23 protein-coding genes and 2 pseudogenes are annotated in these 24,472 nt (G+C 41.8%); 2 read left to right on the forward strand and 23 right to left on the reverse strand.

Going from position 1 to position 24,472, the window contains the following annotated elements:
- Positions 1–149: 149 nt before the first annotated feature.
- From trxA to NST18_RS10900, 15 genes are all read right to left on the reverse strand, one after another.
- Entirely contained in the window at positions 150–464 is a 315-nt protein-coding gene (trxA, locus tag NST18_RS10830; protein ID WP_004889146.1) for a thioredoxin, read from the reverse strand.
- Between the two features lie 146 nt (positions 465–610).
- A complete protein-coding gene (locus tag NST18_RS10835; protein WP_004889145.1) occupies positions 611–1,588 on the reverse strand; it encodes an electron transfer flavoprotein subunit alpha/FixB family protein in 978 nt (325 codons plus the stop codon).
- Between the two features lie 16 nt (positions 1,589–1,604).
- Entirely contained in the window at positions 1,605–2,378 is a 774-nt protein-coding gene (locus tag NST18_RS10840; RefSeq protein WP_004889143.1) for an electron transfer flavoprotein subunit beta/FixA family protein, read from the reverse strand.
- Positions 2,379–2,393: 15 nt separating this feature from the next.
- Positions 2,394–3,161, reverse strand: a complete 768-nt coding sequence (locus NST18_RS10845) for an enoyl-CoA hydratase (protein WP_004889141.1) — start codon at positions 3,159–3,161, stop codon at positions 2,394–2,396.
- Positions 3,162–3,199: 38 nt separating this feature from the next.
- Entirely contained in the window at positions 3,200–3,781 is a 582-nt protein-coding gene (locus NST18_RS10850) for a TetR/AcrR family transcriptional regulator (protein WP_004889140.1), read from the reverse strand.
- A gap of 96 nt (positions 3,782–3,877) precedes the next feature.
- Positions 3,878–5,554, reverse strand: a complete 1,677-nt coding sequence (locus tag NST18_RS10855) for a long-chain-fatty-acid--CoA ligase (protein ID WP_192948164.1) — start codon at positions 5,552–5,554, stop codon at positions 3,878–3,880.
- Positions 5,555–5,745: 191 nt separating this feature from the next.
- Positions 5,746–6,153, reverse strand: a complete 408-nt coding sequence (locus NST18_RS10860) for a DUF350 domain-containing protein (RefSeq protein WP_064214126.1) — start codon at positions 6,151–6,153, stop codon at positions 5,746–5,748.
- 11 nt (positions 6,154–6,164) lie between these two features.
- Positions 6,165–8,510 carry an endonuclease MutS2 gene (locus NST18_RS10865; protein WP_004889136.1) on the reverse strand — a complete coding sequence of 782 codons (2,346 nt, stop codon included), beginning with the start codon at positions 8,508–8,510 and terminating at the stop codon, positions 6,165–6,167.
- A 19-nt stretch (positions 8,511–8,529) separates the two neighbouring features.
- Positions 8,530–10,239 carry a DNA polymerase/3'-5' exonuclease PolX gene (gene polX / locus NST18_RS10870; protein ID WP_004889134.1) on the reverse strand — a complete coding sequence of 570 codons (1,710 nt, stop codon included), beginning with the start codon at positions 10,237–10,239 and terminating at the stop codon, positions 8,530–8,532.
- Between the two features lie 49 nt (positions 10,240–10,288).
- Positions 10,289–10,828 carry a CvpA family protein gene (locus NST18_RS10875; protein ID WP_004889132.1) on the reverse strand — a complete coding sequence of 180 codons (540 nt, stop codon included), beginning with the start codon at positions 10,826–10,828 and terminating at the stop codon, positions 10,289–10,291.
- Positions 10,821–11,096, reverse strand: coding sequence for a cell division protein ZapA (zapA, locus tag NST18_RS10880; RefSeq protein ID WP_041637971.1), 276 nt, complete (start codon positions 11,094–11,096; stop codon positions 10,821–10,823). Before zapA ends, NST18_RS10875 begins: the two co-directional genes overlap by 8 nt.
- Before the next feature lie 120 nt (positions 11,097–11,216).
- Entirely contained in the window at positions 11,217–11,771 is a 555-nt protein-coding gene (locus NST18_RS10885; protein WP_064221054.1) for a DUF6036 family nucleotidyltransferase, read from the reverse strand.
- Positions 11,758–11,979: a hypothetical protein gene (locus tag NST18_RS10890; protein WP_194947686.1), complete on the reverse strand. Its 222-nt coding sequence runs from the start codon at positions 11,977–11,979 to the stop codon at positions 11,758–11,760. The genes NST18_RS10885 and NST18_RS10890 overlap by 14 nt, the downstream gene beginning before the upstream one ends.
- Positions 11,980–12,054: 75 nt before the next feature.
- Entirely contained in the window at positions 12,055–15,177 is a 3,123-nt protein-coding gene (locus tag NST18_RS10895; RefSeq protein WP_192951063.1) for an MMPL/RND family transporter, read from the reverse strand.
- Positions 15,174–15,620, reverse strand: coding sequence for a MarR family winged helix-turn-helix transcriptional regulator (locus tag NST18_RS10900; RefSeq protein WP_004889127.1), 447 nt, complete (start codon positions 15,618–15,620; stop codon positions 15,174–15,176). Before NST18_RS10900 ends, NST18_RS10895 begins: the two co-directional genes overlap by 4 nt.
- 124 nt (positions 15,621–15,744) lie before the next feature.
- Here NST18_RS10900 and NST18_RS10905 point away from each other — a divergent pair, with 124 nt between their 5' ends.
- Positions 15,745–16,305, forward strand: a complete 561-nt coding sequence (locus tag NST18_RS10905) for a Uma2 family endonuclease (protein WP_004889126.1) — start codon at positions 15,745–15,747, stop codon at positions 16,303–16,305.
- Positions 16,306–16,556: 251 nt separating this feature from the next.
- Here NST18_RS10905 and NST18_RS10910 read toward each other — a convergent pair whose 3' ends face one another.
- The gene (locus NST18_RS10910; protein WP_164875862.1) at positions 16,557–16,718 is read right to left on the reverse strand and encodes a hypothetical protein; all 162 of its coding nucleotides are present in this window, start codon (positions 16,716–16,718) and stop codon (positions 16,557–16,559) included.
- A gap of 162 nt (positions 16,719–16,880) precedes the next feature.
- Positions 16,881–17,330, reverse strand: a complete 450-nt coding sequence (locus NST18_RS10915) for a hypothetical protein (protein WP_004889125.1) — start codon at positions 17,328–17,330, stop codon at positions 16,881–16,883.
- A 9-nt stretch (positions 17,331–17,339) separates the two neighbouring features.
- Between NST18_RS10915 and NST18_RS10920 the strand changes: the two are divergent.
- Positions 17,340–17,537, forward strand: a pseudogene (locus tag NST18_RS10920) (IS701 family transposase); the annotation flags it as partial.
- Positions 17,538–17,733: 196 nt separating this feature from the next.
- Here the strand turns inward: NST18_RS10920 and NST18_RS10925 are convergent.
- From NST18_RS10925 to NST18_RS10950, 6 genes and pseudogenes are all read right to left on the reverse strand, one after another.
- Positions 17,734–18,216 (reverse strand): VanZ family protein, encoded by a 483-nt coding sequence (locus NST18_RS10925; protein ID WP_231106971.1) that lies wholly within the window; start codon positions 18,214–18,216, stop codon positions 17,734–17,736.
- Between the two features lie 457 nt (positions 18,217–18,673).
- Positions 18,674–20,047 carry an IS1380 family transposase gene (locus NST18_RS10930; RefSeq protein ID WP_088223330.1) on the reverse strand — a complete coding sequence of 458 codons (1,374 nt, stop codon included), beginning with the start codon at positions 20,045–20,047 and terminating at the stop codon, positions 18,674–18,676.
- Positions 20,048–20,093: 46 nt separating this feature from the next.
- Complete coding sequence (locus tag NST18_RS10935; protein WP_340721438.1) at positions 20,094–21,323, reverse strand: ABC transporter substrate-binding protein; 1,230 nt, start codon at positions 21,321–21,323, stop codon at positions 20,094–20,096.
- Between the two features lie 518 nt (positions 21,324–21,841).
- Positions 21,842–22,995, reverse strand: a pseudogene (locus NST18_RS10940) (IS110 family transposase).
- A 234-nt stretch (positions 22,996–23,229) separates the two neighbouring features.
- Entirely contained in the window at positions 23,230–23,628 is a 399-nt protein-coding gene (locus tag NST18_RS10945) for a hypothetical protein (RefSeq protein ID WP_004889120.1), read from the reverse strand.
- Positions 23,629–23,799: 171 nt separating this feature from the next.
- Positions 23,800–24,450: a response regulator transcription factor gene (locus tag NST18_RS10950; RefSeq protein WP_004889118.1), complete on the reverse strand. Its 651-nt coding sequence runs from the start codon at positions 24,448–24,450 to the stop codon at positions 23,800–23,802.
- Positions 24,451–24,472 lie beyond the last annotated feature (22 nt).

Genomic DNA, 24,472 nt, shown 5'->3' on the forward strand with positions numbered 1-24,472 from the left:
GCCCAAATGCTTAACTTGATGGCTATGGTATGTATCCCCCTTTTTTGATAACGATTATCATTAACCGTTATCATTATAGTAGAGAACGATTTTCAGTGTCAATATAAAATTTCAAAAAAAATACCTCGGATGTCTCCGAGGCATGTCGATTATAAATGTTTGCTTAAAAGACCAACAAGCGCTTCTTTTGGTTGGAAGCCAACAGTCTTGTCGACTACTTCTCCATTTTTGAACACGAATAGTGTTGGGATGCTCATCACACCGTATTTTCCAGCTGTTTCTGGGTTATCATCTACATTGACTTTTACTACTTTCACTTTGCCGGCAAGCTCGCGATCTACTTCTTCCAATACAGGTGCAATCATTTTGCAAGGTCCGCACCAAGGTGCCCAGAAATCAACGAGCACAACACCATCTTTTACTTCGTTAACAAATGTTTGATCTGTTGCATTTACAATAGCCATGTTTCATTCCTCCTTAAATATTTCCGTTCCATGCACATAGTATACCATTGAACGTATTCATTGCGCCAATCTTTTGCTTCGCTTCTACTATTTCCTTGTCGCAAAAAAATATGCTGAAAAGAAAAGGCAAAGCATCATGCTCTGCCTTATGAATGTACTTTTAATTTTTTAAATTCTTCGATTAAAAGTGGAACGACTTCAAACAAGTCACCAACAATCCCATAATCCGCCACTTTAAAAATATTCGCTTCAGGGTCTTTATTAATCGCCACGATTACTTTTGAGTTAGACATGCCTGCTAAATGTTGAATCGCCCCTGAAATGCCGCACGCAATGTATAAATCTGGCGTAACAACTTTTCCTGTTTGACCAATTTGAAGCGAATAATCGCAATATCCTGCATCGCATGCCCCACGCGATGCTCCAACCGCACCGCCAAGCACGTTCGCTAATTCTTTCAACGGCTCAAATCCTTCCGCACTTTTCACGCCGCGACCGCCGGCAACGATCACTTTCGCTTCAGATAAATCGACGCCTTCCGCTGTTTTTCTCACAATATCACGAACGATTGTGCGTAAGTCTTTAATGTCTACTTGCACATCGACAACCGCACCTGTGCGACTTTCATCTTTTTCAAGTGGAGCGATATTGTTCGGACGAACAGTCACAAACATAAGACCGTCTGTCACGATTTTCTTTTCAAACGCTTTACCAGAATAAATCGGTCTTGTAAAGACGATATTTCCACCTGTTGCTTCAACAGCGACAACATCAGACACAAGACCAGACTGCCATTTCGCAGCAAGTTTTGGCGATAAGTCTTTTCCAAGCGCTGTATGCCCAAAGACGATTCCTTCTGGTTTCTCTTGCTCAACAACAGCTTGCAATGCTTGGGCATAACCGTCTGGCGTATACGTCGCCAATTTTTCGTGTTCAACAACAATCACTCGATCCGCACCGTAAGCAATCAGCTCAGGAGCTAATGAGCGAACGCTCGCTCCGACAACGACAGCGACAACTTCTCCGCCTTCAGCGATCGTTTTTGCAGCGGAAATTGCTTCAAATGATACGTTACGCAACGCACCGTCACGCACTTCTGCTAATGTTAATACTTTTCTTGCCATGCTCCCCATCCCCCTATTAAATGACTTTTGCTTCTGTATGAAGAAGTGAAACGAGTTCTTTTACTTGATCGGCAATATCTCCTTGCAAAATTTTTCCCGCTTCTTTTTTCGGTGGTAAAAAGATTTCAATCGTTTTCGTTTTCGCTTCTACGTCCTCTTCCTCCAAATCTAAATCATCAAGCTCTAGTTCTTCTAACGGTTTCTTTTTCGCTTTCATAATGCCCGGCAATGACGGATAACGCGGCTCATTTAATCCTTGTTGTGCTGTTACTAATAATGGTAAAGATGTTTCAATAACTTCCTCATCACCTTCAACATCGCGCACAACTTTCACGTTTGTTCCGTCAATTTCTAACTTCGTAATTGTCGTGACATAAGGAATACCTAGCAATTCAGCAACGCGTGGTCCAACTTGTCCAGATCCGCCGTCAATCGCTACATTTCCAGCTAAAATTAAATCAGCTTCTTTATCTTTTAAATATTCCGCAAGCACTTTTGCCGTTGTATATTGGTCACGATTTTCTACATCATCTTCAATGTTAATGAGCACGGCTTTATCTGCCCCCATGGCAAGCGCTGTACGAAGCTCTTTTTCTGCATCTTCGTTCCCAATTGTAACAACTGTCACTTCGCCACCGTGCTGATCGCGCACTTGAATCGCTTCTTCAATCGCATATTCATCGTATGGGTTGATGATGAATTCGGCTCCTTCTTCGCTTACTTTTCCGTTTTGAATGACAATTTTTTCTTCCGTATCAAATGTACGCTTCATTAATACGAAAATGTTCATGATTCTCTCCCCCTTTTATTTTCCTTGAAACTGTGGTGTCCGTTTTTCGATAAATGCTGAAATGCCTTCTTTCGCATCTTCCGTGACAAAAACTTGTCCAAACAGTTGCGCCTCTTTTTCAACGCATTCATGGAACGTTTTTGTGCGAGCTTCATTAACTAGCTTCAATACCGCTTGAACAGAAATCGGGCTCTTTTGAGCAATTTTTTGTGCAAGTTGCTTCGCTGTATCAAGCAATTGTTCTTCTGGGACGGCTTTGTTTGCTAGTCCCCATTGAACAGCTTCTGTACCTGTGATCGGTTCGCTTGTCCACATCATTTCTAGCGCTTTTGCCATACCGACATGACGCAATAAGCGTTGTGTTCCTGCAAATCCCGGAATGATGCCGAGCTGCAATTCTGGTAAGCCAAGTTTGGCGTTTTCCGCTACGATGCGCAGATGGCAACCCATAGCTAACTCGAGCCCTCCGCCAAGTGCAGCACCGTGAATCGCGGCAATAATCGGTTTCGGAAACTGTTCAATTTTCTCCATCACTTGTTGTCCAGCTCGAGCAAGCTCCGCTGCTTGTTCGCTCGCCTCAATCGCTGTAAACTCTTTAATATCGGCACCAGCTGAGAAAAATCTTCCTTCTCCGCGAAGAACGATGACACGTACTTGTTCGTCTTCTTTTAATGCATCAAGTCGTTCTGAAAGCTCTTTCAAAACAGAAGATGCTAAAGCGTTTGCTGGTGGACGGTGAAGTGCTAAAATCGCCACATACCCCTCTTGTTGAACGGAAAACATGTTCCCCCTCCTTCGTGTATATCGGAAGGTTGTCGTGTTTACACACAACAACCTTTCGTTAACAATTGATGAACCGGTTTCGCTAATGCAACGAGATCATATTTTTGCTCATTCATGACCCATGTTGTCACCATTTCGTCAATCGTTCCAAAAATCATTTGACGAGTGAGACGCACATCTAAATCTGAACGAAATTCCCCTTTGTCAATTCCTTCTTGCACAATGCGATCGACAACTTTTAAGTATCCTTTCAAAATTTCATTAATTTTCAGACGTAACGATTTATTCGATTGGCGAAGTTCCAATTGGGTCACAATTGCTAAATGCGGATCCGCCGCTAACATTTGAAAATGTTTTTGAATCAACAAAAATAACTTCTCCGACGGACTCGAAATCCCTTCTATTTCTTCTTCAATTTTTTCGATGAAGTAGCCCATTTTTTCTTGAAACAATGAAATTAAAATATCCTCTTTATTTTTAAAATACAAATAGATCGTCCCATCCGCTACACCGGCTTGTTTCGCAATTTTCGATACTTGCGCTTGATGGTAGCCGTTTTCAGCAATGACAATCACAGCTGCATCAATAATTTGTTTAAACTTCGGTTTGTCGCGTTTCAACTTTGCATTCTCCCTTTCAAAAATATGAATGAATAATCATTCATATTTTTATTTTAAAGAGAGGCCAAAAGCGTGTCAAGTAAAAACAATCGCCGCTCATTTTTGTTTTTCTTTTTCTTCTTCCACAAGCGCACGGCGCAATATTTTACCAACTGCTGTTTTTGGCAATTCTTTTCTAAATTCATAAATGCGCGGCACTTTATAAGCAGCTAATTTACTTCTCATAAATTGGTCAAGTTCTTCTTCTGTACACTGTTCTCCTTCTTTGAGCACAATAAACGCTTTCACCGTCTCGCCACGATAAGCATCTGGTACACCAATGACGACTGCTTCTTGCACTTTCGGATGCTCATACAACACTTCTTCTACTTCGCGTGGATATACGTTATAACCGCTTGCGATAATCATATCTTTTTTTCGGTCGACGACAAAGAAATAACCTTCTTCATTCATATACCCTAAATCGCCCGTATACAACCAACCGTCACGAAGTGTCGCTGCTGTTTCTTCTGGTCGATTCCAATATCCTTTCATTACTTGTGGACCACGTACAACGATTTCACCAATTTCATTTATGTTTGCTTTCTCTCCCGTTTCTAACGAGACGATCATCGCCTCTGTGTCTGGCCAAGGCACACCGATACTTCCTTTGATTCGTTTTCCGTCCCAAATAAAGTTGGAATGCGTCACAGGGGATGCTTCGGTTAAGCCGTAACCTTCAACAATCTTCCCACCTGTTACTGTTTCAAATTGTTCTTGCACTTCAACTGGAAGCGGAGCTGAACCGCTAATACATATTTTAATTGACGATAAATCATATTTTTTTAAATTCGGGTGGTTGAGCAGCGCAATATAAATCGTTGGAGCGCCTGGAAATAACGTTGGTCGTTGTTTTTCAATTGTTTTTAACGTCGTTTCGACATCAAACTTCGGTAATAAAATCATTTTATATCTTTCCATAATGGATAAGTTCATGACAGCCGTCATCCCGTATACGTGGAAAAACGGAAGTACACCAAGAATCGATTCATTTCCGCGTTCACATTTATACATCCATTTCGTGCACATAAACGTGTTTGCTGTTAAGTTGTAATGTGTTAACATAGCAGCTTTTGGAAATCCGGTCGTTCCGCCAGTATATTGGAGGAGGGCAATGTCTTCTATCGGATCCACATCCGTCTCTTTCACTTTCCCACTCGCAAGCGATAAGGCTTTTGTGAATAAGTGGCAATCTCCTTCATGTTTGACGCGTACAATCATCCCTGTTTGTTTCTTTTGTACAAATGGATATAACACATTTTTCGGAAACGGTAAATAATCTTTTATACTTGTAATGATCACATGTTCAATTTTTGTATGCGCTTTCACTTTTGTAATTCTTGGATAAAGTAAATCAAGGGCAATAATGACTTTCGCACCGCTATCATTTAACTGATATTCTAACTCTCGTTCAGTATACAATGGGTTTGTTTGTACGACAATACCACCTGCAAATAAAACAGCGTAGTAGCTAATGACCGCTTGTGGACAATTCGGCAACATAATCGATACGCGATCGCCTTTTTGTAACCCGAGCTGTTGCAAATATGAGGCTAGCTTGATCGCTTGCTCGTATATTTCTTTATATGTCAGCTCCTTCCCCAAAAAGTGAATAGCTGTTTTTTGCGGAAACTGCTCCGCTGCTTCTTGCAAAAATTGTTGCAACGGCTTGCGCGGATAATCAATTGAATGAGGAACTTGCTGAGGATATAACGCTAGCCATGGCTTCTCCATTTCGTTTCCCCCTTTGTTATAAGATTATTTATATTTTATAATATTTTCAGAAATTTTTGTATTAAAAAATAAAAAAGGTGCCTGCTGACACCCTTTTATGCAAAAAACGTGAGATATATGACACCAATAAGCAAAAATACACCGCACAATACGAGCAATACTTTCGCTAACGTTTCCATCTGTTTCTCCTCTCACCTTATACTTGCTCCGATGACAAACGACAAGCCGATAGAAATGACCATAGAAATAAATCCTACCGCGCGATTATCGTTGGCAATTTCGTCGTCAATGTTGAACTTTGGCGTTAAAAATTCATAAATAAAATAACCGATTAACAATAAAACAAATCCATAAACGCCCCAACCGATCATCGTTAACAGTGAATCGTGATGGTCAATCGCGTAACGGAAAATATTTGCAATACCAAATATTTTCCCCCCGGTTGCCATCGCTACTGCCATATTTCCTTTTTTGATTTCTTCCCAATTTTTATATTTCGTCACAAGTTCAAAAATCGCTAAAAATAAAACTAAACATAAAATCACCACGCTAAAATTAGCCGCAATATAAATGATCTCATTTTCCCAAAAAGCGCTCATAGTTCCTCCTGTCATTTTAATTCGACAATGGTGACGCCTGTTCCCCCTTCAGTCGCCTCACCAAAACGAATGCTTTTTACTGAGCGATGGTTTTGTAAATATTGTTGTACCCCTTTCCGAAGCGCGCCTGTTCCCTTTCCATGAATGATAGACACGCGCGGATATCCTGCCAACACCGCATCGTCAATATATTTTTCGACGCGAAGCAACGCATCTTCATATCGCTCACCACGCAAATCTAATTCTAGTGGAACGTGATAGTCGCGTCCTTTTACGGTCGCAATTGGCTTTGTTTCAATCGGTGCTGGGCTGCTTACATACTGTAAGTTTTCTTCGTGCACTTTCATTTTTAAAATGCCGATTTGCACAAGCCATTCTTTGTCTGATACTTTCTCGATAAGCTGTCCTTTTTGATTGAGATGAACGACTTTCACTTCATCACCCGGATGTAAAGGCTGTTTTGTCTGCTGCGCTCGCTTTTTCTTTTTCGTATTGATTTGCGGTATTGCTTCTTCCAGTTTTTTTCGTGCTTCAATCAACTCGTGCTCTTTAATGGCAGCCGCTTGTTGTTTTTGCATATCGCGCAAATGTTGAATGACTTCGTCCGCTGTTTTCATCGCTTTTTTTACAATTTCTTCAGCTTGCTCTTTCGCTTTTTCCAACAAGCGATCGCGCTGTTCATTCAGCTCGTTCCACTGCCTTTCTAGTTCATTTCTCAATTGTTCTGCTTCGTGGCGGAGCCGCTCAGCCTTCTCCCATTCTTCTTCCGCGCGCTTTTTACTTTGTTCTAATGAAGCAATCATATTTTCAACTTCATTGCTTTCCGCGCTAATGTACGTACGGGCACGCGCAATAATATGCTCGTCTAAGCCGAGGCGACGAGAAATATCAAGCGCATTGCTTCGTCCTGGAATACCGATCAATAGTTTATACGTTGGACTTAACGTTTCGATGTCAAATTCGACACTTGCATTCATGACGCCACGACGATTGTATCCGTACGCTTTTAATTCCGGATAATGCGTCGTTGCTACAACTCGCGCACCGCGATTGTGCACTTCATCTAAAATGGCAATTGCTAATGCTGCACCTTCTTGTGGATCCGTTCCTGCTCCAAGCTCATCAAATAAAACAAGGCTATGCTCGTCCACTTGTTTTAAAATGTCAACAATATTTACCATATGAGACGAGAACGTACTTAAACTTTGTTCAATTGACTGTTCATCGCCAATATCAGCATACACCGCGCGAAATACAGCTAATTGTGATCCATCTAACGCCGGCACTTGCAATCCTGCTTGCGCCATAACGGTGAACAAGCCGATTGTCTTTAACGTGACTGTTTTTCCCCCTGTGTTCGGTCCTGTGATCACCATCGTCGTATAGTTGCTCCCTAGTTCAATATCGTTTGGAACGACTTCGTCCGATGGAATAAGCGGATGACGTGCTTGTATGAGACGGATATATCCACGTTCATTGATAGCTGGTTTTGTTGCTTTAATCGCTTTTGCGTATTTCGCCTTTGCAAACAAAAAGTCAAGCTGCGCAAGCAACTCGACGTTCTCAATAATTGTTGTCGCCTGCTCACCCACGGAGGCAGATAATTCGCTTAAAATACGTTCAATTTCTTGTTTTTCTTTCACACGCAATTGTTGGAGCTCGTTGTTTAATTCGACAACCGACTGCGGCTCGATAAATAACGTAGCCCCAGATGAAGACTGATCGTGTACAATGCCGCCATACGTATGGCGATATTCTTGTTTCACTGGGATGACGTACCGATCGTTACGAATCGTAATGATTGCATCTGACAATGTTTTTTGCGCTGATGATGAACGAATAATACTCTCTAACTTATCGCGCACTCGTCCTTCAATCGTGCGCAACTGTTGGCGCAATGAACGCAGGCGGTCGCTCGCTCCATCAAGCACATCTCCGCTTTCATCAATACAATGATATATACGTTGTTCAAGTTCAGGCAAAGGAACGATTTGCGCCGCATATGCGATCATGTGCGGAAGATCTGCCTCTGTTGCTTCTAAAAATTTTTTCAGTTGTCTTGCTGCTCGCATCGTACTTGCGATATCAAGCAATTCATGTGGGCTAAGCGTTCCTCCGATGCTTGCACGTTTCGTTTGCATCCGTACGTCAAATATACCACCAAGTGGGACGTGACCACGTAAGCGAAGAACCGTTGCTGCTTCGTCCGTTTCTTCTTGCCAGCGCACCACTTCTTCTACATGTGATGATGGCATAAGCGCTACGACTTTTTCTTTTCCTAACGAGGAAGATACATATTCCGCAAGCTGTGCTTTCACTTTATCAAACTCAAGAATGTGTAATGTTTTTGCGTGCACTAAGTAACCCTCCAGCTGTTTATTTTCGCAAAAAAGAGATAAGTTGTTCGATCTCCCATGTGTTGATGACCGTTTCTTTTCGAATCCAACCTTTTCGAGCAAACGCAACCCCGAGCTTCATATCATCAAGCATACGAACGTTGTGTGCGTCTGTATTAATCGCTATTTTCACACCAAGCTGCTGTGCTTTTTGTAAATAGGCATACGTTAAATCGAGACGGTGTGGATTCGCATTCAGTTCTAGCACCGTGTTTGTTTCTTTCGCAAGCTGCAACAATTCGTCTATATTTACAGCGTATCCGCTTCGCTCCCCAATTAATCTTCCTGTCGGATGAGCGATCATATGAACGTATGGATTCATAAGTGCTTCTTTTAGACGTTTCATAATCGCTTCTTCTGGTTGTGAAAAAGCAGAATGAATCGACGCAATGACAAAATCGACCGTTTGTAATACATCATCTGGAAAATCTAACGTTCCATCTGGTAAAATATCCATCTCAATGCCAGATAAAATAAGAAAATCGTCGTACTTTTCGTTTAGGCGGGCAATTTCTTCTTGCTGCCGTTTTAATCGTTCAACCGTTAGTCCATTGGCTACTTTTAAAAACTGTGAATGATCGGTAATCGCAATATACCGATATCCTTTCTGACGACATGCTTCTGCCATTTGCTCAATTGAAAACGCCCCGTCGCTCCACGTCGTATGCATATGTAAATCGCCGCGTATATCAGATAAAGAAAGGAGCGGCGTGCCGTCATATGCATCGACTTCTATTCCACTTTCACGCATTTCTGGCGGGATGAACGGCAAATGAAAATGAGCAAAAAATTGCTCTTCTGTCGCGAACGTTTTCACTTCGCCTGTCTGAATGTTTTCTACACCGTATTCACTAATTTTTTCACCGCGTTCTTTTGCGAGCTGACGCATGCGCACGTTATGTTCTTTTGAACCGGTAAAATGATGGAGCGTTGTAGCAAAATGTTCAGGAGAAACGAGGCGAAAATCGACATTGACAACATAATCGTATTGCAATTGCAACGATACTTTCGTTTCACCGCTTGCAACAACGTCATAAATATGCTCAAGTTGCAACAACTGCTTTCGAACGAGCGCATCGTCTGTTGTTGCAATAATAAAATCTAAATCTTTCACCGTCTCACATACGCGGCGCAAACTGCCCGCCCGTGAAAACTGAATAATGCCAGCGAAGTTTTCTAGCTGACGCTCGATGTCAGAAGCAACTTCCAACATAAACGCAATTGGTAAACGTTCAGGGCGTGCATTCATGTGGGCAAGTGCAGCTAAAATATTTTCTTCAGTTTTTGCACCGAAGCCGCTTAATTGTCGCACACGTTGAGCTAAACATGCTTCTTTTAATGTTTCTATATCGGTCACGCCTAGCTCATGATACAGTTTGGCAATTTTTTTGCCGCCAAGTCCCGGCAATTTTAAAAGTGGAAATAGCCCTGCTGGAATTTCTTTTTTTAACTGTTCAAGCACATCACTCGTTCCTGTCTGCAACCATTGCTGTAAAACGGCAGCTGTTCCTTTTCCGATGCCAGCAATGGACGTAAAATCATCAATGTCGGTCAAAGCACGTTCATCACGTTCTAGCGCTGAAGCTGCTTTACGAAAAGCGGATACTTTAAATGGATTTTCCCCTTTGATTTCCATATATAAAGCGATCGTTTCAAGCAGGCGAATCGCCTCTTTTTTATTTTTTTCCATCCCTTTCACTTCCTTTCGACGAAAAAACTTCTCTCGGACGGAGAAGTTTTTACGCCATATATTGCACGAGTATATTTTTTACAAAATTTGATAAAAAAGGTGTATGTTTGACGATTAAACTTGCGATGAATGAGTCGTGAAGTGGCTGTTGAATGATAGACATAGGAACAAGTGCACTCACATATAAAAGTACAAATAAAAGCAAATACACTTCTATAAAACCAAGCGCCCCACCAGCCCAACGGTTTACGCTTTTTAAAATGGGTAGCTGTGCGATGAAGTCTAGCATTGAGCCGATCACTTGCATCACAATTTTTGCAGCGAAAAATAAAACAGCAAACGCAATCGCACGATAGTACGCTTCATCTAAATTTGTGCTTTCAATGAGCAATTTCATCGTTTCCCCATCGCCAAAACTCGGATATGGCACCCATAATTTTAGTCTTGGTGCTAGTTGATCATAATAGTTATATGCAACAATAAACGCGATCAAAAAACCGGTCATATGAATAAATTGCAAAATGAATCCTCGTTTCAATCCAATCAACAGTCCCATGAGAAGGATGAAACAAATAAGCAAATCAATCATCGCTGTCATCATCCTTTTCTTTATTCATTTTTCGCAAAAGGCGTTCGTATTCATCTTTTAGTTTAATATATTCATGAACGATATTGACTGCCGTTAATACAGCGAGTTTACTCGTATCAAGCGTCGGATTTTTGGCACTAATTTCACGCATTTTGTCATCGACAATGGAAGCAACAAGCCGAATATGGCTGGAGCTTTCCGTTCCGACGATCGAATATTGTTGTCCGTATATATCTACCGTAATACGCGTTTTTTTCTGCTCCGCCAAATTATTTCCCCCATTCATCCGATCTCCCGTTCCGGCAAAATTCTACCTTTTATCTTAACATGATTTGTAGATACATGAAAAGATATACGAAAATAAGAGCGGGCATGATCCCGCTCTTACCTAAAACCATTGCTTCAGTTGTTCGCTCGTTCCGTCTTTTTTCGCTACTTGTTTCATATATGTCCAATCCAGCCGCTCTTTATGAAGAAGAACCATTCTTTTTGCCCATTCGCAATCGGATTTCGATTTCCAATGGACACATGCGCGCAGGCGATCTAATATAATGTCTTCAATCCCGATGACATATACATAAAACCCATCCTCTAATCTTAACTCGATCACTTTATCATCATCAGCGTCTTCTAACATATCATTTGGGATTTCCACACTAACAAACAATTCATCATGATACCAATGTCTTCCTGACGGAGTGAAACCAAGTTTAGTGAGCAATTGTCCCGCTTTTTCACGATCACTAACAATTAAATCGATGTCTACGGTCGTGTAATCGCCACGCGTATATATTTCAACCGCAAGCCCGCCAACAATAATCGGACGTATGCGATGTGGCTCCAACAGCTTCGTTAAAATGGCTGTAACTTGAACCATTTTTTCAAACGATGTTTTCGTTCGAAGCGACTGAAGTTTTTCTTTCGCCTCTTTAATCGAATTCATAATACCACACTCGTTCGTTCAAATATTTAATTTTTCCTTCTTGCTCCGCTTTTTTCCATCGTTTTATGCATAATTCATCTAATATACGCATTTCCTCTTTGTCGCGTGGACGTAAACGTACATGTTGCTCTCTTCCATCTTTTAATATATCTCGTTCCACACTTCCTTTGCGTGAAAAAATCCAATCGTTTAGTTCAGACATATTCATTTTTCTCACTTCGTTTCACTCCAACAACTATTTTTTTACATTATATCACAAAAGAGCGGGCATCGACACCCGCTCTTACTTCATAAATGGCCACCAATTCGCCCGTCCAAACGTTTTCACCATCACCGGAATAAATAATGGCAAAACGACAAGGGCGTATAAAAATAACCCTGTTAAAATAATCGTTGCAATTTGCAATAGCGATAATACGCCAGATGGATACATCGCCGCAAACGTTCCACCTAAAATGATGGCAGCAGAAATGATGACTGTTCCCATATGACGCATCGCTTCAAGCATCGCTTCTTGAACGGTTTTGTCACGGTATTCGTTAAAGCGGTCCATTAAGAAAATGCTGTAGTCAATACCGAGCGCCATTAAAATGACGAATGCGAAAAACGGAACAGCCCAGTTTATCCCTTCGTATCCGAGCACATCGACAAACACAAGTTCAGTAAACGCCATCGATGTATAATATGTTAAAATTAGGGATAACATTAAATATACTGGCATAATAAACGAGCGAAGAAGGATGATTAAAATGACCGCAATGCCCGCAAGCATAAATATAGATGTTCGAGCATAATCAGCAGCAGAAATGTCGCGCAAATCGGAATAAATGCTCGTCACGCCTCCAACGCCTACTTTCGCATGCTCAAGTTTTGTGCCATTCACCGCCCGACCAATCGCTTCTTTCACTTCTGCGATTTTTTTCATCGTCGTCGTTTCATACGGGTTGGATGAAAAGACAACATCGAACGTCACGACTTTTCCGTCTTTCGACATATATGCTTCCTTCGCTTGCGCAAATTCCTCGCTCGTCAACAATTGTGGCGGCATATACCATCCCGCCATTTCTTCATCTGGCGCATTCGCTAAGTCAGAAACGTACTGTTTTGCGGACTGTAATCCATTTTCCACTTGTCGCAATCCATCGACGCTTTGATTTAGTCCTGAAATGAGTTGATCCATTTGACCATTGAGTTGCGAAAAACCTGTAAGCAATTGCTGTTGTCCGTCGTTTACTTTCGCTAGCCCGTTTGTCACTTCTGGCAATCGTTGAACAATTTGCCCTTGACCATCCGCTGCTTGCTCTAATCCAGAACGAAGCTTTCCAAGTCCAGAGATCACTTCATCCATTCCAGTAATAAGCGCTTGCTGTCCGTTTGTTATTGTCGCAAATGATTCATTTGCTTGTTGTAAACCACGTTGAACATTTTGTAACGCGTCGTTCACTTGAACAAGTGCATCAGATAACGTATTCATTTGTGCGCTCATCTGTTGAACAGCTTGCTTTACATGTGCATACTCCGCATCTTCACGCAAGCCCGTATGACGCTCTTCAATACGATTCAACGACTGAGAAAGAAGCGGCAACTGTTCAGAAATAGCTTGCAATCCACTTTCAATTTGTTCATATCGTTCACTTAATTGACGCAGTCCACCGGTTGCTTGCTCATATCCTTTTCGCAATTCATCCGCTCCATCATGCAGCTTTTTCATATTCGTTTGTATCGTTTGCAATCCTTTTTCAAGATCAGCAGCTCCGATCGCTCCGCTTCGCACCCCATCTTCGAGCTGCTTCAATGCTTGTTGTAAATCAGTCATTCCCGTTTTCAATTTTGACGTTCCGTTGACGAGCTCGCGAATACCTCCGGTCGCTTGCTCTAGCTTCGGAGCTGACTTTGCCATTTCGCTGCTCGCTTCACTTAAACCGGAACGAATTTGTCCGATGCCGTCCGCTCCTTTTCCAAGTCCATCTTTTAACTGTTCCGCTTGCTTTGTCACAAACAATTGATCAATCGGCTCTCCAAGCGGACGCGTCACCGAGCGAACAGCGTTCACACCATCAATGTTTGCTACTTCGCGACTAATTTTTTCAATCAAGTAGTAATATTGTTCATCATCCATCGCTTCATCATTTTTCATGACGATTTTCGTCGGCATCGCTTCCCCTTCACTAAAGTGGGCTGAAATGATGTTAAATGCTTTAACAGACGCGTAACGATCTCCGATTTCGGCCATCGAATTAAAAGAAAGTTTGCCATCGTACGTCAATAAAATCGGCAATGTGATGATCGCGACAATTGCAAGCGCCCATAGCGGACGAGCGAAAGAAAAACGACCTGCCACATCCCATAATTTGCTCGGTTTATGTTCAAGAGCTCCTTTCATCGGCCAAAACAGCTTTTCACCAAGTGTAGCCATAAAAAACGGCACAAGCGTAACAAGCGCGACAAGCAACACAACGACACCGACCGCTACGGCTGATGCAGACTGATACAGTTTAAACGTCGATAAGCCGATGGACGCAAATCCGATCATGACCGCCAATCCGCTGAAAATAACCGTCTTTCCAGCCGTCTTATACGTCGCGATAATCGCTTCTGTTCGGTCTTCTCGTTTCGCTAATTCTTCTTTAAAGCGGCTTAACAATAAAATACAATAATCCGTTCCAATCCCGAACAAAACGGCAACTAAAAATGTTTGCGTAAACGTAGAAAGCGGAAAGTCCACTCGATCGACAAGAAAAGCAACAACAGATTGCGATACGATATACGTCAATCCAACCGTCAGCAACGGCACAAACGGAGCAACGAGCGAACGAAATACAAGAAATAAAACAATTAAAATAAACACGACCGTAATGCCTTCTGTTTTTTTCAATCCTTCTTGTGAACTTTGTACGACATCTTCATCGATCATCCAACTGCCTGTATAATAGTGCGGTACATCAATATTCTCGATCACATCATAAAGCGCTGTGCTTATTTCTTTTGCGGTGCGTTTGTTTCGTTCTAATTGAAGCGAAATGAGTACCGTTGTTTCATCTTTTGAAACGAGCTTTTCTTTGAGCGAGCTGTCATCAAGTGGCGAAACAATTTGTATTAAACCGAGCGATTCTTTTTTCGCTTGTAGTTGTTCAATAGCCTTCTCAATTTCATTCCAATCCTTTTCTTGCAATCTTTCTTTGCGATGAAAGACGAGGACGGTGCTCATTTCCCCTTCCTTATTTTCTTGCTTTTGTACTTCTTTTAATAACTCGCTAGCAAGCGAAGACGAATAGCCGTCTGGGACGGTAATTTGCCCTTTTTCACGCACAAGTTGTGCCATATTCGGAGCAGTCATAACGAGCACGACAGTGGCGACAACCCACGCGAGTAAAACGACCCATTTTCCGCGAATAATCGTTTTCATTTTTTCTCCTCCATTTCTTGTAAAATCATTGCTAGCTTCTCATACGTTTGAATAAACTGTTCAATTTCTTCATGTGAAAGCTTTGTCATCATTGTTTCAACAAGTTCATATACTTTTCGTTCTGTTTCAACGAGCCACATCTTTCCTTTTTCTGTCAGTGTAAGAGAAATGACGCGACGATCGTCTTCATCTTTGCCACGTGCAATCATTCCTTTTTCAACAAGACGGTTTGTCATCGCCGTAATCGCACTTTTATTTACCGCAAACACGTCCGCCAATTCCGTCGATGTGCACACCCCACGCTTATATATGTAGCGCAATACATAATATTGATCGTGCGTAATATCGTCTAATTCACACTTCATCAACGCAGCCCCTCGTTTATTGACAAGAAACGAAACGGATAAATATCGCTCAATAAATTGTTGTATGCTTCGCTCCATCGGTCAATGCCTCCCATCCATATAGTTCAATTGTTTAACTATTTAACAATATAACGATGAAACACGAAATGGTCAATGACGAAGTGATGTGTGGTATAATATTGAAAAAAGTGAGGGATACGCGATGAATCCACAATCATCCAAACTGTATACGTATGCCGATTATGTTCAATGGGACGGGCGTTGGGAGCTCATTGACGGGAAAGCTTACAACACGAGCCCTTCACCAACATGGGAGCATCAATTTGCTGTCATGGAACTATCGTTTGCGTTTCGTTCGCATTTTCAAAATAAAAATTGCTACGTTGCCATAGCTCCGTTTGATGTTCGTCTCTCCGAAAGCGACGACTACACGTATGCAAAACATGTCGTACAACCAGATATTTCTGTTATTTGCAACAAAAACAGCTTAACAACAAACGGCTGTTTAGGCGCACCGACACTCATTGTCGAAGTTCTTTCTCCATCTACAGCTTTAAAAGACCGAAATGAAAAATTTAAGCTATACGAGCAGTTTAACGTGCAAGAATATTGGATTGTTGATCCTTTGTATAGAACAGTTGAAGTATTTGGATTAGAGGATGGTTTTTTTAAAAAAAGAGAGGCATTTGGAGAAAACGACACAATCACGTCCTTTATATTTACAAACTTTTCTCTCGAAGCGAAGCAATTATTTTTTCAATAAAAAAGGCTGCCAATAACCGCATAACAAGCGAATTGGGCAGCCTTTTTCTTTTTATCATTTAAGCCGCGACGTCGCGTTTTTGGAACATCCACCATGTCACCGCATTAAAAACAGAACGAGCTTTAAAAATTTGATAACCAACTCGTAGTGCTAGTTGAGAATTAATCTCTTCCATTGATATGGTTTGAGGTGTTAAAAAATCTTAATATTATGAAAATGGACAAGGGAGCTAGGTGTACAACATATGCGTGTTATTTATCTTTCGCTACGAAAAATCCCGTCATCCCCACAGTAAAGCTTGGTGCCAAACTCCAAAGGAAAAATCCCCACCTGTTTGTCAATAAGGAAATGACTAAGAAAATCAACGGCACGAACAACATTACTCCTATGGCAATTTTCTGATATCGATTCATTCGGCTTCCTCCCTTCCCCTCCATGCCCTTATTGACCGTTCCTCCCCTTTGGAGAGTGTTGGTCAAGGGCGAATCCGATGCCATCACCCTTTTTAAATACCTTAAAAAGGAATGTAAAAAGGTCTTTTCATAGATTTTTTGACACTACCGAGCGAAAAAAGATTAGGCAATTTCGTTTCCTCCCGTCATTTCTAGAAATCTTTCTTCCAACGATTTCGCGAGCACATGAATGCCGTATACGTTGATTCCTTCCGCGACAAGCATAGCATTTAGCCGAGGAATATCTTTATAATCGAGCGTCACTTCCAATCCTTGTTCGACGAGGCGAACATCGAGATGCGGATCGTGCGCTTTCACCATTTGCGCCGCCTTCTCCTTCGGCCCGACGATAAACAGCACCTTCTCCGTTTGTTGCGACAGCTCTTGTACCGATTCGATCGTCACAAGCTTGCCATGCTGAATGATCACAAAGCGGTCGCACATCATCTCCATTTCTGATAGAAGATGGCTCGATACGACGACTGCCAATCTTTCCTCCCTTGCTAGCTTGCGCAAATAGTCGCGAATTTCACGAATGCCGGCCGGGTCCAGTCCGTTTGTTGGTTCATCCAAAATAAGAACAGACGGGCGGTGAAACGGTATTGGATCTTGGTACAACTTGCGTATGTGTACAGCATGTTCAAGTCGAACAGCAATGTTTCGGATGGGCTCGATCTCCTGCGCAAGCGAAAAGGACATTGCCTCGTGGAGTTCATTTACAGCGCAGCGAAACAAAATATTCCCCTTGATACCGTGAAAAAACAGATCCACGTTGCATAAGGGGTGCCCTGTTTGTTCCTTTTTTAAATAGTAATTATTGTAACAAAAATCGCTCAACTACAGTTATTATTATAAAAAATACTCAACTACAGTTGACTTCATTTATAAAGAAAGTGATCATTGACATCCCCCAAACAACGTTGAATTTCTGATGACTGCATGTATGCAATCAACGGTCAGATGGCAAGCAGTGTGATCAAGAAATCAAGCTTTTCATTCGCCCTCGTAATTTGTACAGACCAAAACCGATAACGGCTCCACTCATGTTCAAAATGATATCATCAACATCGAGGCTTCTTTCACTAGGGTATTCAGCAAATTTTCCATCCATCAACGCTGTCATAAATTGAACGGATTCAATACCGCTCGAAACCAGCAAGGCAAGGAGAAGAAACGGTTTGATACGTGCAAAATAGGGATGAATCAAAGGAACAAAGATGCCCAACGGAAGCAACAGAAAGATGTTTCCCCAAATATTCACAGGAGTAATACTTGTTTCCAAAATCGTTTTAAACGGGATTAAATTATAATGGGGAAACACCTGTTCCTCTGGCGGCAGCACTGGTTGGGTCATAAAGCGCCAATAAGGAATATATAAAACCGTATAATACAAAACAAAAAACAAGTAAACATAAAAGCAAGCGTGAATCACCATATTCAACCCAATCCATTGCCGCACTTTGGACACACTCCAGCATACAAACACAAAGATGGGCAATAGATTGAGACAAATATGAATGAACACAATCCAAACCGATATGCCAGGAAAATTTCCATAGACATGATCCCAAGTCTTGAGACAAGCTACCATGACAAAAGGAATAATCGTGATGGTTTTTCGAATCATTTACCGCTTCAGCTCCTTTATTCTTTGCTTGTATTCCCTTTTTAGTTCCTTGTAACCGTCTTCGACTGAAATATTTTTATTTACCTGAATCCGTGATGGATTGACATCGACTTTGACTTTTTTGCTGGTTTTATGGATGTGTGATCCACCATTCCCTTTTTATGTTTAAAACAGATGTCATCTTCACTCTCAGAAATGAAATAAATATCTTTTTTAGGTATATAAACCAAAGAAAAAACAAAAAAGGACAGAGGGTTAGGATGAGTACAGAATTGCGAACAATCGTTCGTTATGCTCCTTCTCTCCATTTTATGTAAATGTTCAGTAGGGGCTCGCTATAGCCACTCCTTCGCGTCAGTTTCATCCAGATCTGTCGTGATCGGCGGACGAGTCGACCTGCCATCGTGATCACCGTCTGAATGATCGTCTTGATGCGGCGGCGTTTCACTTTATGATGTAATGGATGTCTCGGATCGCTTAATAGATCTTGTCCAATCAGGCGAAGAAGGTTGTACACGAATGCTCCCATGACTAACACGAGCGCATTCGTTTTCATCTTCCCTGATGGAAGTCGCTCTAAATCTAAGTCGCTTTTCAGTTCGCTATGAAACTGTTCGCATGTCGCATGATCGTGATACAATGCGAGCACATCACTCATTCGAACATGCTCGTATCCTTCGAGGCGCACCCAGTAGCTTTCGACTTCGTAATCAGGAACGAGCATCAGCTGTCCATTTCGTTCCATCGTTCGTTCCGTCACTTGGGTGACTTGAACGTACGTATACGTGTGTCCATCGATTGCTGCTGTCTGTGGAAGGCATAACTCATACGTTTGTACTCCTTCTGTTTGTCCATCATCGACGCGTCTGCCCTTTTGCGAAGCGATCTGGAACCAAAGCGCTTTCGATTCTCGGCGTAAGTTTCGCTTGATGACAAAGTCCACGTCTTCCTTTAGACATACGTGCACATTCGCTTCCGCATCGTTTCCTGCATCCATGCGGACAAGCAGACGAGACGAGGTCAGCGGACGAGCTCGACGGATAGCGGTAGTTAAAAACGAAGGCATGTTGTCTTGTACATGTTGTTTCCCTGGACGCAGCTCGGCATGAACGATATACCCTTCCTTCCCTGCGTACGCAAACAACGGCGTAAAACCGTCAAATCCTTTATACGTTCGACTCACTCCTTCTTTCTTCGTATCGGAGTTGTCAAATGGGGAAGCATCTATATCAAGGGGAAGCCATGTCGTTTTCCCTTTCGCCCAACAAGGGGACAAGGTAGCGTGTTGTCGAACCAACAGACGCATCGATTCCTCCCAAATGATTGCTTCGGTCATCGGAAGACAAGCGAGCTGATCGAGACGCTGTCGCAACGTTGGGGAGGAAGGCACGTGCTGAATCCCCATCGATGCCGAAAAGATATCGTCCTGACGATACGCTTCGATATGATCGAAATCCGTTTTTCCTGTGGCAAGCAAGCCAATCATCGAGCGAATGACATCGCTATGGGAAATGTGCACATCTCGACGAACCGTTGGGAGCCGAAGGGCGTTTACTCGTTTATCCAGCTTCGTTTGGTGCAGTAAGTAGCCCACGAGAGCAAGCCCAGCACTTGGAGTAATCGCTTCATCTGTCAATACAAACCGAATCGGGAAATCTTTCATCACATTCACCTACTTGATGAAGAATCGTCAACGTCGTTTTCCCTTATCATATCAACGGTTTGCGACCATTGTAAAGATGTTTTGTCACGGATTCAGGATTTAGTATAATAGGAAAATATTCCCTTTCTAGTTCGTGGAAAATAGAGAGTTGTTCCAGAGTCATTGATTCTTTAATATAAGGTCCTTGTTTTCCATAATAAAATACATTTTTTACATCTATTCCTGGATATAAGTTTTCATAGGCACGAATAGTGTCTGAATCATAGTATGCAGGAAAATTTCCACCAAATGTATTTCCCCCATTATAGATTATTGATAAAGCATAGTCCTTTCCCATAGCATATCTTATAACTTCCCAAGCCAAATTCTTTTTCTCAGATTGATTAGATAATGCGATATTATGAACTTCAATACTAGCAACTTCTGGTTTATTACTATAATAAGGAGCTGGATAAATTCTAAATTCGAACTTAGCTGGATTAAATCCTAGTCCTAGATCTGCCCTTGCTTTTTTATACAACCATTGAAGTTCGTGAGGATAAGTGATTCTCATTGCCACTTTACCTGTAAAAAAAGCTCTGTCTTCAGCCATATTACGTACTCCATATTTTTGATGCATTGTTATAAACCATTTAAACCATTTCCCCCAAGACGGATGGTTATAGATCTCTTCCTTCTCCTGAAGTGGAAGCTCAAGTGGAGTGGTTAGAAGTTGAAAGTCCATAAATAATCCTTCTTCTCCTCCAGGACCAAATGAGATAGCATAAATTTTTCTGTTATGTGGATTTAGGTTCTTCCGATTAATTTTTTCAGCTATATATTCCAATTCTCCCCAAGATACTGTTTCTTCTGGAATAGGCACCTTCAAAGTCTTGAAAATGTCAAGATTAACAACTAATAGCTTTGTAGAAAAAGTTGGGGAAAGAAAATAGTAATGTCCATTCCCAGCCTTTTTGGCAATATCTAAAACCGGACTGTATAAATTTTTAACATCTATTCCACTCTGTCCAACCATAAATGTATCCAATTCAGCTAACAGATTTTTTTTAATCAATTTTTCAAAATAAGAGGTTGGCACCCCTGCAATTAAATCAATCTCTTGGTCCTTAAGTTTTTTTTCAATAGCGCTATGTATTTTAGACCAAAGGTGCTTATAATCATGTTTAATAGTATCATCCCAAATATAATCAAGTTGAATTTTGATGCCTTTTGCTTTTTCAAACTCCTTAGCAAACACTTCATACTTATCCCAATCACTTTTTAAGAATATTGCCATTTTTACATGCTCTTCTTGCCTTGAACAAGAAACGAGAAAGAAGGTCGTGAATAATGCTAAGAAAATATAATATACTCTCATATATTTTCTCACTCCCTCTAGCAATGTTCATATATCAAGGTTTCTTGGCGTCTCAGGGGGTGTCAAAAAAATTTTTTCCGACAAAAACCCATACACACATTTTCATTTTTGTTGATATCTAACCGTCTATGGTGCGCTTCGTGTTCGCTTATAGATATTTTGTAGGTTTATATGTATACGTTACACCTTGGATCGCTGCGTTTCTGATGAGTACAAACCCTCCCATGTCTCTGGGCATCCACGCGCCAACATTCCTTCGTTCGGTCTCTTCACCAGGCAGAGGCCGACTAAGATCCTATAGGAACTCAAAGTCGAATATGAAATCGTGTGCCAGCTTCTCCGTGTCATCCACCCGGTTGTTCAGACCGTTCTTTTCACGAAAGGAGGCGGCTCTAGGCTGCCTAGGCTTGGAGTGGAGAAAAGATATCTCGCATCATTCATTCCCCATTAAACGCTTGCTGTTTCACGCAAACCGCGTATAGAACCTTCCATAGCTTTACTGCATAACACCACGATCGATTGCTTCTTACGCAACGGGTTGATGGGGCGTATCATATAGTACTGGTGTGAGGCCCGGAACGCTTCGTTATAAGCAAATCAATGGCATCATCATCCGAAAGAGAAGGGGGCGCAGCCATTTTCGTCCTCGTTTCGAGATTCGCTTCTGTCCTTCCGATTTCCGATAACAGCTCCATGATCGTCGCCTCTCCTAGTCCCGGAATCGTTTAGAGCCATTCGTATTCGACGGTCGTTTGCACAAGGGCCGTCAACTCTTCGGTCAAAGCAGTGATCTCTTGTTCCAATTGGCGATACCGGCGGACGAGCGTGGCGATTTCGATACGAGCCATCGGTTTTCCTTCCGTGATCCCAATCGCATAGTGTGAAACCTCTATCAGCTTTTGAATTTTCGGTTTTTGCGGACATTTGAGTCCTTCTCTTTGACGATACCGCTCCATGAACCCTTCGACCGTCTGATCAGCGATATCTACCGGAAATGGCGTGTTCTCTAATATCGCTAATACCATTTTGCCAAACGACGGGAACACCTGTACAAACTCAGGAAAATAGCGATCGAGCCAATGAATCATTTGATTGTAGATGATATTCCGTTCCTTGAACAGCGACTCTCGAAACGTGCTTCCTGTCCGTAATTCCACTTTCACCTCTTGGAAAATGCGGAGATAGCTAAAGCATCCATCTTTGATTAGTCTGGCGATAACGAGGGCATCTTTGGCATCGTGCTTCGTTTGGTAAGTTGTCGTCGAGCTCTTTCGACCGTTTGACGTGCATCAGGTTGACCATCACCAATGGGATCTTTCCTCGAGGAAATAGGCGAGGTGCAACCAGTTATGCCCGGTCGGTTCCATACCGACGATGATCTCCGTCTTGCCAAATTCTCTTTTGCTTCTTCAATCGACACGTAGAATTGTTCGAATCCAATTCGCGATTGGAACACAGGAAACGGCTTTTTCAGTTCTCTTCCTCGTTCATCCACCATCGCTGCGTAGTGTTTGTGTTTGGCAATATCCATTCCAATTACTAAAATTTGTTCTGTCACTTGTTCAATTTTGCGATTTTGTGTACAATTCATCTCGTAGTCTTCCTTGGTCTGATGTTGGTGTTTGGTGTACCCCTACATTTATATTAAGGGGCTTTTTTCTTTCAAGTCCCTGAAAACCTTTCTAACAGGAATGCTCCTAAAAGAAAGGGACATGATCTCAATTCATAGTAGCTAGTACTTAATCTATCTTTCTAGTCAGAGATCATGCCCCTTTATTTCCAAACTATTCATATAAAACATAGGCTCCGCAAAAGCAAAAAATATTTAATAATAAAACTTTCCAGAGGCTGTTTGAGGAGTACTCTCGTTATATGCATTTCTTAAATACGCTTTCTTTTTCCCATTATAACCATTCAAGTCATTTCCTGTATCAATAGAACCAGCCCCATACTTCCAACTTACTTTTAAAACGGTTCCGTCTGTTGAACGAATTTGATAACCGACTCCGCAAGCACTGTTACTATAATACGGAGCTTGAGTTCCAATAAATCTTGCTTTGCCATCAAGTTCAAATGTTTGTCCGTATCCACCACCAAGATAAACCCCATAATCAAAGTAGTTAGAGGCATAATTGTAAGTAGCAGCATCTACTAGACTTACACTTCCCATTAAGAGTGCGCAACTTAATGCTCCTCCAGCTAAAAACTTTTTGACTTTTTTCATCTTGGATTTCTCCTCCCTTACAAATATTTTTCCTATTCAACCTGATTATACCTCCACTTCCCCCCCTTTCACCGCCAACATGGTGTCGAACCCCGCCATTTTTTTGTCGGATACCGACACGAAATGGCGGACTTCAAAAAGAAAATGCCCTCACCGATCCGGTGAAGGCATTCACAACATATGATGCTCTGGAATGAGCCCTAATTTTTTTGCTTTTTCCACCGCTTCTATTCGGGAAGATACATGCAACTTTATGAAGATGCGTGACAAGCGTCTTTCCACTGTCCGTTGACTAATATGATATTTTTTAGCAATATCTTTATTACATAAGCCGTTGGCAACTTCCATCAGTAACTCTAGCTCGCTATGACCTAGTACAGCTGGTTGTTCGTCCCCTTCCACCTTTTCCTTTACTCCACAACAATATAGCTGATATAGCACGTGTACAGGAATGACTGCTTCATCTCGTAAGGCACAACGAATCGCTGTGACTAATTGCTCGCTTGATGCGGTTTTGCTAACAAAACCGGTAATGCCGAATTCAACGAAATAATTTAAAAAGGGAACAACATCATATCCGGTATAGATGACAATTTTCGCAGTTGGCTGTTTTTCGAGAATTCGTTTACTCAATTCGATACCGCTCATATCCGACATACACCAGTCAAGTAAACATATATCATACGCACGTTGCTCGATCATTTGTTCTGCTTCGCTCGCAGATGTCGTAATGTCTACTTGAAAATCTCCTTCACGTTCAAGCACATTTCTCGTACCTTCGCAAACAAGGAGATGATCGTCGACGATTAAAATGTGAATCATTCCATCAATTTCTCCTTTCCGT

The sequence above is a fragment of the Anoxybacillus sp. FSL W8-0104 genome, from assembly GCF_038004465.1.
GTDB lineage: Bacteria > Bacillota > Bacilli > Bacillales > Anoxybacillaceae > Anoxybacillus > Anoxybacillus flavithermus_G.